Source organism: Virgisporangium aliadipatigenens (assembly GCF_016863615.1).
In the GTDB taxonomy this organism is placed as follows: Bacteria; Actinomycetota; Actinomycetes; order Mycobacteriales; family Micromonosporaceae; genus Virgisporangium; species Virgisporangium aliadipatigenens.
The window spans coordinates 1-9,064 of record NZ_BOPF01000083.1; the positions used below are offsets into that span (position 1 = coordinate 1).

Annotated in this window: 8 protein-coding genes; 4 read left to right on the top strand and 4 right to left on the bottom strand. The window is 73.3% G+C overall.

From position 1 onward, the window contains the following. Positions 1–4: 4 nt before the first annotated feature. Positions 5–1,192: an acetyl-CoA C-acetyltransferase gene (locus Val02_RS46620; RefSeq protein ID WP_203905830.1), complete on the bottom strand. Its 1,188-nt coding sequence runs from the start codon at positions 1,190–1,192 to the stop codon at positions 5–7. Between the two features lie 51 nt (positions 1,193–1,243). On the opposite strand from Val02_RS46620, the gene mce reads away from it, so the two are divergent. The 3 genes from mce (at position 1,244) to Val02_RS46635 (ending at position 6,090) form a co-directional block, all read left to right on the top strand. After that, positions 1,244–1,684, top strand: coding sequence for a methylmalonyl-CoA epimerase (gene mce / locus Val02_RS46625; RefSeq protein WP_203905831.1), 441 nt, complete (start codon positions 1,244–1,246; stop codon positions 1,682–1,684). A gap of 179 nt (positions 1,685–1,863) precedes the next feature. Further along, on the top strand, positions 1,864–3,126 hold the full coding sequence (locus Val02_RS46630; RefSeq protein ID WP_203905832.1) for a coiled-coil domain-containing protein: 1,263 nt from the start codon (positions 1,864–1,866) through the stop codon (positions 3,124–3,126). Between the two features lie 120 nt (positions 3,127–3,246). Then, positions 3,247–6,090, top strand: coding sequence for a coiled-coil domain-containing protein (locus tag Val02_RS46635; protein WP_203905833.1), 2,844 nt, complete (start codon positions 3,247–3,249; stop codon positions 6,088–6,090). Positions 6,091–6,170: 80 nt separating this feature from the next. On the opposite strand, the gene Val02_RS46640 is transcribed toward Val02_RS46635, so the two are convergent. Both Val02_RS46640 and Val02_RS46645 read right to left on the bottom strand, forming a co-directional pair. Next, complete coding sequence (locus Val02_RS46640; RefSeq protein ID WP_203905834.1) at positions 6,171–6,950, bottom strand: alpha/beta hydrolase; 780 nt, start codon at positions 6,948–6,950, stop codon at positions 6,171–6,173. A 12-nt stretch (positions 6,951–6,962) separates the two neighbouring features. Continuing rightward, positions 6,963–7,253: an Rv1322 family protein gene (locus tag Val02_RS46645; RefSeq protein WP_203905835.1), complete on the bottom strand. Its 291-nt coding sequence runs from the start codon at positions 7,251–7,253 to the stop codon at positions 6,963–6,965. Positions 7,254–7,617: 364 nt separating this feature from the next. Here Val02_RS46645 and Val02_RS46650 point away from each other — a divergent pair, with 364 nt between their 5' ends. Further along, on the top strand, positions 7,618–8,181 hold the full coding sequence (locus Val02_RS46650) for a flavin reductase family protein (RefSeq protein ID WP_203905836.1): 564 nt from the start codon (positions 7,618–7,620) through the stop codon (positions 8,179–8,181). A gap of 9 nt (positions 8,182–8,190) precedes the next feature. On the opposite strand, the gene Val02_RS46655 is transcribed toward Val02_RS46650, so the two are convergent. After that, positions 8,191–9,064, bottom strand: an 874-nt coding sequence (locus Val02_RS46655; protein ID WP_203905837.1) for an alpha/beta hydrolase, incomplete at its 5' end; no start/stop codon positions are given.

Sequence of the window (9,064 nt, forward strand, 5' to 3'; positions counted from 1 at the left end):
CCGCTCATGACCTGGCGGGGACGGTAAGGATCAACGCGTCGCCCTGGCCACCGCCGCCGCACAGCGCCGCCGCACCGGTGCCCCCGCCGCGTCGCCGCAGCTCCAGCGCGAGGGTCAGGGCGAGCCGGGCACCGGACATCCCGATCGGGTGACCCAGCGCGATCGCCCCGCCGTTGACGTTGACCTTCTCCGCGTCGACGCCCAGCTCTGCCATGGACTGCAGCCCCACCGCCGCGAACGCCTCGTTGATCTCGATGAGGTCCAGGTCGGCGACGCTCAGCCCGCCCTTCTTGAGCGCGTGCCGGATGGCGTTGGCCGGCTGAGCGTGCAGCGAGTTGTCCGGCCCGGCGACGTTGCCGTGCGCGCCGATCTCCGCGATCCAGGTGAGGCCCAGCTCCTCGGCCTTGGCCCGGCTCATCACGACGACCGCGGCCGCGCCGTCCGAGATGGGCGAGGAGGTCGCCGCCGTGATCGTGCCGTCCTTGCGGAACGCCGGCTTCAACTTCGCGAGCGTGTCGACGGTGGTCTCCGGCCGGATCTGCTCGTCCTCGCTGACCACGATCGGGTCGCCGCGCCGCTGCGGGATCTCCACCGGAACGATCTCCTCGGCGAAGTGACCGTTCTTCTGCGCGGCCGCGGCCCGCTGATGGCTGCGCGCCCCGAACTCGTCCTGCGCCGCCCGGGTGATCCCGTAGCGCTCGTTGACGACGTCGGTGGACTCGCCCATCGAGCAGGCGTCCCACGCGTCGGTCAGCCCGTCGAGCGCCATGTGGTCCTTCACCGTCACGTCGCCGTACTTGTATCCGGAACGCTGGCCGAGCAGCAGGTGCGGCGCGTTGGTCATGGACTCCATGCCGCCGGCCACCACGATCTCCACCTCACCGGCGCGGATGAGCTGGTCGGCGAGCGCGATCGCGTCCAGTCCGGACAGGCACACCTTGTTGATCGTGAGGGCCGGGACGGCCATCGGGATGCCGGCCTCGACAGCGGCCTGGCGGGCGGGGATCTGACCGCATCCGGCCTGCAGCACCTGCCCCATGATCACGTACTCGACCTGCTCCGGCGCCACGCCCGAACGCTCCAGCGCCGCCTTGATGGCGACGCCGCCGAGCTTCGTGGCGGGCAGATCCTTCAGCGCACCGAGCAGGCGGCCCATCGGCGTGCGGGCCCCGTGCACGATCACAGAGGTCATTCGGCTACCCCCTGGGTGTCCTTAACGGTGGTTAGGTTTCAGACTAGCGGCATGACCGACAGTTCCCCGCCGCCGCCGATCAAGGCCCTCCGCATCGATCACGTGGGCATCGCCGTCCCCGACCTCGACGCCGCGATCATTTTCTACGAGAACGTCTTCGGCATGCGCTGCGTTCATCGGGAGACTAATGACGAGCAGGGTGTGCGTGAGGCGATGTTGGCCGTCGGCGAGGGTGGCGACCGGCTGCAACTGCTGGCCCCGCTGCGCCCCGACTCCGCGATCGCGAAGTTCCTGGACCGTTCGGGCCCGGGTGTGCAGCAGCTCGCCTACACCGTCGCGAACATCGACGAGACGTCGGCGACGCTGCGTTCCCACGGGCTGCGCCTGCTCTACGACCAGCCGAAGCGCGGCACCGCGGACTCCCGGATCAACTTCGTCCACCCCAAGGATGCCGGCGGCGTCCTGGTCGAACTGGTCGAACCGGCGCGCTGATTCCGGGTCGAAGATCGACGTTAATACCGCTTCACCTTTTGCACGAAGGGGCATATCCGTACGATTTACACCCACCCCGGGTAACGGCTTGGCCGCCGGAAAATGACCATGCCTTCGGGGACTGGACATCGTCCGTACGGCCTTGCGGCACAGGGGGGATGTTCTGCAAGTATGTGCCAATGGCCCAGCAGCAGCAGCAGTCCTCCCTCGCCTTCTTCGACGGTGCCAGCGGCGCGACCGAATTCAGCGTCGTCCTTCGCGGCTACGACCGCGCGCAGGTCGACAACTTCGTCCAGCAGCGCGAAGGCGCCCTCGTGCAGGCGGAGCAGCAGCGCGCCGAGGCCGAGCAGCGGATGGGCGACGCCCAGCGCCGGCTGCGCCAGGCCGAGCAGCGGCTGTCCCAGCTGGAGCAGAAGCTCACCGACACCAACAAGCAGCTGGAGGAGAACAGCCGACCGACGCTGTCCGGGCTGGGCACGCGCGTCGAGCAGATCCTCCGGCTCGCCGAGGAGCAGGCCAACGACCACCGCGGAGAGGCCAAGCGGGAGTCAGAGGGCATTGTGTCGGCCGCGCGGTTGGAGGCCCGCGAGATCACCGACAAGGCCCGGGCCGAGAGCGCCGCGATGAAGGCCACCGCCGAGCGCGAGGCCAGCAACCTGCGCACCGCGGCCGAGCGGGAGGCGGCCGAGCTGCGGGTCCAGGTGCGGCGCGAGGCCGACACCCTGAAGAACGACGCCGAGCGCGAGACCAAGCAGCTGCGGGCCGCCACGGCGCACGAGGTCGCCGAGCTGAAGGCCACCGTCGAGCGCGAGGTCGCGACGCTGCGCGCGACCGCCGAGCGGGAGATCACCCAGCTGCGCGCCAAGGCCGCCCGCGAGGCGGAGGAGAAGCGCGCCGAGGCCACCAAGCTGCTCTCCGACGCCCGCGACAAGCGCGACAAGGACCTGCAGGCCCTCGACGAGGAGCTGTCCGAGCGCCGCGAGCGCGCCGAGCGCGAGGAAAACCAGCGCCACACCTCCGCCGTCGCCGCCACCCAGAAGCTTGTGCGCGAGGCCGAGCAGCGGGCCCGGGCCGCCGAGGACCGCGCCAAGGAGATCGAGCAGCGCGCCGAGGCCCGTCGGGTCGAGAGCGAGCGCATCGCCAACGACACGATCGAGAAGGCCAAGGCCCTCGCCGAGAAGACCGTCAACGAGGCCCGTGCCGAGGCGCACCGCCAGCTCACCGACGCCCGCACCGAGGCCGACATGCGGACCACCGCCGCCCGCCGCGAGGTCGAGGACCTGACCCGCCAGAAGGACGCGGTCACCGCGCAGCTCGGCCAGATGCTCTCCGGTCTCGCCGGCATCGTGCCGCAGGTTCCGCAGGCGGCGGCACCGGCCGACACGAAAGATGCCAAGCCGGGCAACGCGGGAGACAACGGAGCCACTAAGGTCACCGCTTGAGGGATGCCGCGACGGGGTAACCCCCGCGACAGCATCCGACTGATCGAGGCGAACGACGCGCGTCCCGTCACCCGGCCCGCTAGCCGGACGTGACGGGACGTTGCGTGTGAGGATGGTGCCATGTCTCACGGCGCAGAGTTCCTTCCCATCGGGCCCGAGCCCGCGGCGGTGGAGCCGTCGTTCGACGTAGCCCTGCGCGGCTACGACAAACGGCAGGTGGACCGCTTCGTGGCCCAGATGGAGGCCGAGGTCTCCGCGCTCAGCGCCGAGCGGGACGAGGCGTTCAACCAGGCGCACGGGCTCGCCAATCAGATCCACTCGCTGCAGACGGAGCTGACCGAGCTGCGCCGCCGGGTCGCGACCGGCGGGCCGGTGTCGTTCCGGCACCTGGGGGCGCGGGTCGAGCAGATCCTCGCGCTCGCCGAGGAGCAGGCCGAGGCGATCGTCGGCGGCGCCTCGCAGGAGGTCGAGTCCCGGCGCGCCGAGGCCGACCGCATCCTCAACGACGCCCGGGAACGCGCCAACCAGGCCGTGCGCGACTTCGAGCTGGCCCTCGCCGCCCGGCGCAACGAGGAGGACGCCGCGGCGGCCGCCCGCAGGGCCGAGGTCGAGGCCGAGCTGCAGAAGACCCGCGAGGACGCCTCCCGCGCCCGGGCCGAGGGCACCTCGACCGTCGAGGCCGCTCAGGTGGAGGCGCAGCGGCTGCGCGAGGCCACGCTCGCCTACGCCGAGCAGGTGCGCAACGAGACCGAGTCGCAGCTGCGCGATCTGCGGGCGGCGTTCGAGGTGGAGTGCGAGCAGCGCCGCGACGCCATCAAGCAGGAGCAGGAGCAGCTGCGCAGCGAGGCCGAGCACCACGCCGCGCAGCTGCGCGAGCAGGCCGAACAGCAGGCCGAAGCGATCCGCAAGCGCGCCGAGGACGAGGTCGCGCCGCTGCGCGGGCAGCTGGAGCAGAAGCTCGCCGAGGTGGACGAGCTCAAGCGCGCCACCGAGGAACACGCCACCAAGGTCAAGCGGGAGGCGGAGGAGCACGCCGAGCGGGTGCGCACCGAGGCCGACGAGGCCGGACAGCGGGCCCGGATCGCGCTGGAGGTCGAGCTCGCGCCCATCCGCGAGGAGGCCGAACGCCAGCGCCAGCAGGTCGCCACCGAGCTGGCCGACGTGCGCGGCCGGGCCGGCGAGGAAGCGGCTGCGCTGCGCCAGGAGGCCGAGGAGCTTCGGCAGCGGGCCGCCGCGGAGCTGGCAGAGGTGCAGGCCAACGCCAAGGACCAGTCCGCCACGCTGCACCGGGAGGCGGAGCAGCACGCGACGGCCGTTCGGCAGGAGGCCGAGCACCACGCCGCCACCGTGCGCGCCACCCTGGAGGCCGAACGCACGCAGGGCCGCGAGGCCCTCGCCGTCGAGCTGACCCAGGCGCGCGAGGCCGCTCAGGCGGAACTGACCGCCATCCGGCAGGCGACGGAGGCGTACGCGGCGAAGATGCGTTCCGCCGCGGAGGCCGACGCGGTGCGGATGCGCAACGAGGCCGCGGCCATGCACGCCGAGGCCGAACGCCTCCGCGGCGACTCCACGCAGTTGGTGGCCGAGCTGCACGACCTGCGCACCGGCCAGGAACGCCTGGAGGCCGACCTCGCCCGCACCCGCGCCGAGCTGGAGGAGGCCCGCGCCGAACTGGCCGCCGCCCGCGCCCGCGCCGAAGCGGCCGAGTCCGCCCGCGCCGCCGAGCCCGCCACCACCGCCGAGTCCTCCGGCACCGCCGCCACGACCGCAACCGCCGCCGCGGCCCCGGCAACGGCCTCCGCCGCACTCGCCGGCACCGCGTCCGGGGCCGGCGCCCCTGACGCGACCGGGTCGGCTCGGCCGAACACCGCTACGGCCGGGACCGGCACCGCCACGAGCGGCGCGACCGCCGGGTCGGCACCGTCCACAACGGACAGCGGTGCGGCCGCTGACGCCGACGGGTCCTCGATCGCCAAGGACACCGACGATGCGACCCCGCCGACCGGGACCGCCAAGCCTGCCGTCAACGGCTCCGCGCCGCGGAGCGCCGGCGGGACGGCCGCCACGGCCGATGCCTCCACAGGGGACGCCGACCGGGCCGCGAGCGCGGGTGCGCCGGGCGCAGAGAGCACCGAGGTGCCCGCCACGAAGTCGGACGACGCGACGGCCGACACCGAGAACGCCAAGCCCGAGCCCGTGGCCACGGCCGCCGGGAGCAGCGGCGCGGCGAGCGGCGCAGCCAAGGCCGGCGGCACCGGCCCGACGGACGCCACGGCCACCGCCGAGAAAGCCGGTGCCGACAGCGGCACCTCGACCGGCGGCACCACGGCGGCGGACACCACTGCCACCAGCGACAAGACCACCAGCGACAAGACCGCCGTCGGCACAGCCACCGCGGGCAGCGGCACCAATGGCAACGGCGGCGCGGGCACCGGTACGGGCGACTCCACGCCCGTCTCGGCAAAGTCCGACGCCCCGGGCGACCCGGACGGCGACGACCCCGGCCCGTCCGGGGGCGGCACCCCGGTCCCGGCCGCCGACGCCGACCCCGCCGCCGCGAAGGTGACCGGGACGGCCCGGCCGGACTCCACGCCGGTCGCGACGGCCACGGAGACCGCGAAGGAGACCGACGGCGCGACCGTCGAGACGACCGAGCCGGCAACCGCCCCGAGCGCGACGCCCACGCAGCCGACCGCGAAGGCCCGCACGGCGGCCGCCGCGGCCACCGTCCGCACCACAACGACGGCCCGCATCCCCGGTGCCGGTTCGGGGCGGTCGGGGTCGGCCAAGGGCGGCTCCACGAAGGGCACCGCCACCAAGGGTGCGCCGGCCCGTAACACGCCGGGCCGGCAGGGCGGTTCGAGCCGCCGTGGGGGCCAGCGCGGCGCGGGTAACGGCTCCGCCGGTGCCGACGGGACGACGCAGCCGGCCGACCGGACCGAGGCCGGCGACAAGGACGAGTAGCAGCCCGTCGATCTTGCAGTTGTGGCGCTCGCACAAGACCCCGAATCGGGTCATGCCGGGCGCCACAACTGCAAGATCGGCTAGGGTTCGTCGCGGTTCTGGAAGGCGGCGACCGTGCGGTCGGCGTACGCGCTGGCGTCGCCGGAACCCATCTCGCCGGCCCACTCCCGCGGGAGGGGGTACGAGTCGGGGGCCACGCGGCGGACGATCTCGTCGAGCACGGTCTCGGCGTCGCCCACCCAGAGGTGCTTGGCGCCGTCGACGCCGATCACCTCGGCCTGCGGGATCGCGGCGAAGCGTTCGCGCGCCTCGGCCGGGCGCAGGTAGTCGTCGAACTCCGGCACCAACGCCACGACCGGCTTCCCCGACCGGCCCCACACCCGCAGGTCCTCCTCCGTGGCGGAACGCAGCGGCGGGGACAGCAGCAGCGCGCCGACGATCCCCGGATCGCAGCCGTACCGCAGGGCCAGGTCGGTCCCGAACGACCACCCGACGAGCCAGATCGAGGGCAGGTCCGCGAACTCCGCGTACTCGATGGCGGCGGCCACGTCGAAGCGCTCACCGTCGCCGTTGTCGAACGCCCCCTCGCTCGTGCCGCGCACACTTGACGTTCCCCGGGAATTGAATCGGAGAACGGCGAGTCCGGCGAGAGCCGGCAGCCGCCACGCGGCCTTGCGGTAGACGTGGCTGTCCATCATGCCGCCGTGGGTGGGCAGCGGGTGCAGGCACACGAGGGTGGCGACCGGCGGCCGGTCGGCCGGGAGCGCGAGCTCGCCGACCAGGGTGAGCCCGTCGGCGGTCTGCAGCTCGATGTCCTCGCGGTGGGCCGGCAGGATGGAGTTCGCCCGGATCGGAGCCATGCGTACAGCCTCTCAGGTGGGGCGGCGGCGGTCGCGGGCCCGCCAGCAGGGGGTGTGCCAATGGCGGCGGTCGCCGGTGTCGCCGCGACCGTCGGCCGGCCAGGCGACCAGGTGTGCGACGCCGGGCCGGATCTCCTGGTCGCAGCCGGGGCAGCGGTAGATCTTCTGCGCCGCGGTGCCGGGAACGCTGCGGACGAACCACTCGCCGTCGGCCCACGCCTGAACGGCCTCGTAGCGCTGCGCCCGTTCGAGGTCGAGCGGCGGTACCGGCTCGTCCCGGCGGGGGTTGCGGCGAGGGCTCACCCGTCCAGCGTACGGATCATCGGCAGGCCGGGCGGTTGCACCGTCCGGTGGCTTGTTTTCCCACTAGACCGCTAGGTAATCTGGCTCACAGTCGGCGACAACGCATTGACTCACCGTTCATGCGTGGAAAGGATCGGTCACATGCAGCGGCGACCGGACCTCCACCTCGTGGCCCGGGTGCACATCGACCTCGTGCACTACGCCAGCGATCTCTGTCGGGTGGGCTGAGCAGGCACGACCCTCCGGTCCGAACAGACATCGCCGTCTCGCGTTCGGACTCACGCCGCCCGACCGCCCCCGATGCCCTCGCGGCCGGCGCGGTGACTCCCCGAGTTCCTCCCCCGCACCTCACGGAGGTGGCTTCATGAGCATCGCCGCATCGCACGTCCCGCACATCCCGCGCATTCCGCACGTTCCGCTGCGCCGCTCGGCGCCGACGTCGGGCCCGGGTGTGCCGCTCGAAACCGACGCCCTGCGCCAACTGCTGCGCCAACAGGCGACGACCGTCACGGTGGTCACCGTCGGCGGCAGCCGCCCGGTGGGGTTCACCGCGACGTCGTTCACCTCGGTGTCGCTGGACCCACCGCTGGTGTCGGTGTGCCTCGACCGCGACTCCTCGAGCTGGGCCGCCATGGAACGCGCCCGCCACATCGCCGTGCACCTGCTCGGCGCCGGTCAGGAGCACGTGGCCGCCACGTTCGCCACGAGCGGGATCGACCGCTTCGCGGCCTACACCGACTGGCGCCGCGGGCCGCACGGCGTGCCGCTGCTCGGCGGCACGGTCGCCTGGCTGGTCTGCCGCGTCGTCGAGATCGTCCCGGCCGGCGACCACGCCATCGTGCTCAGCGAACCGGTCGTCGGCGACCACAGCCCCGGCGCCGCGCCCCTGGTCTACCACGACGGCGCGTACGGAACGCTTGACCGCTGACGGCGGGAATCACCGACCGCGCACGACGGCAGCGATCGCGGTCGCCCCGGCGTCACCCAGTACCAGCGTGTAGTGGTTGACGCCGGGGACCGTGCGCTCCTCCAGACCGGGCAGCCACTTCGGCCCGTAGCCCGGCGGGTAGAACGGCCGCTCCGGCTCGTCGAGCATGCCGCGTTCGGCCCGCAGCAGCACCGTCGGGACGGGCACCGGCTCCTCCGGCGCACCCGCGTAGTTGTAGAGGTCGACCGAGTCGCGTTCGGCGGCGGCGAGCACACACGCCGAACGCCATCCGCCCGCCTCCGCCGGCACTAGATCGGCCCGCACGAAGTCGTCCATGCTCGACGGCCACTGCGCCAGCGCCGGATGCGCCCGCCAGAACGCCAGGTACTCCTCCGGGCCGTCGAACGTCCGCGTGAGCCGCCCGAACGCCGGACCCATGACCCGCGCGACGGCCGCGGCGACCTCGGCCGCACCCGCCCCCACCGGAACGCCCTCGGGCACCGGCTGCAGCGGCCCGCCGTCGGTCAGCACGAGGCGGGAGGCGAGCCCCTGCCGAGCGGCCTCGACGGCGACCGTTCCACCGATCGAGTGACCCACGACGATCACCGGCCCCTCGCCCAGCGAATCGACGACGGCGGCCAGGTCCTCGACGTGCGCCGCCACCCCGTACGGCGGTGGAAGCTCCCGGCTGCCGCCGCGCCCGCGCAGGTCCACGGCGACGATCCGGTGATCGACGGCCAGGTCCCGGGCCAACGGCTCCCACGCCAGATGGTGCGCGGTCGTCCCGTGAACGGCCACCACCAGCGGCCCGCTGCGGCCCCACACCCCGGCGCGCAGCTCTCCGCCGTCCACCGGGATGTCGACAGTCGTGTAGGTGCTCATC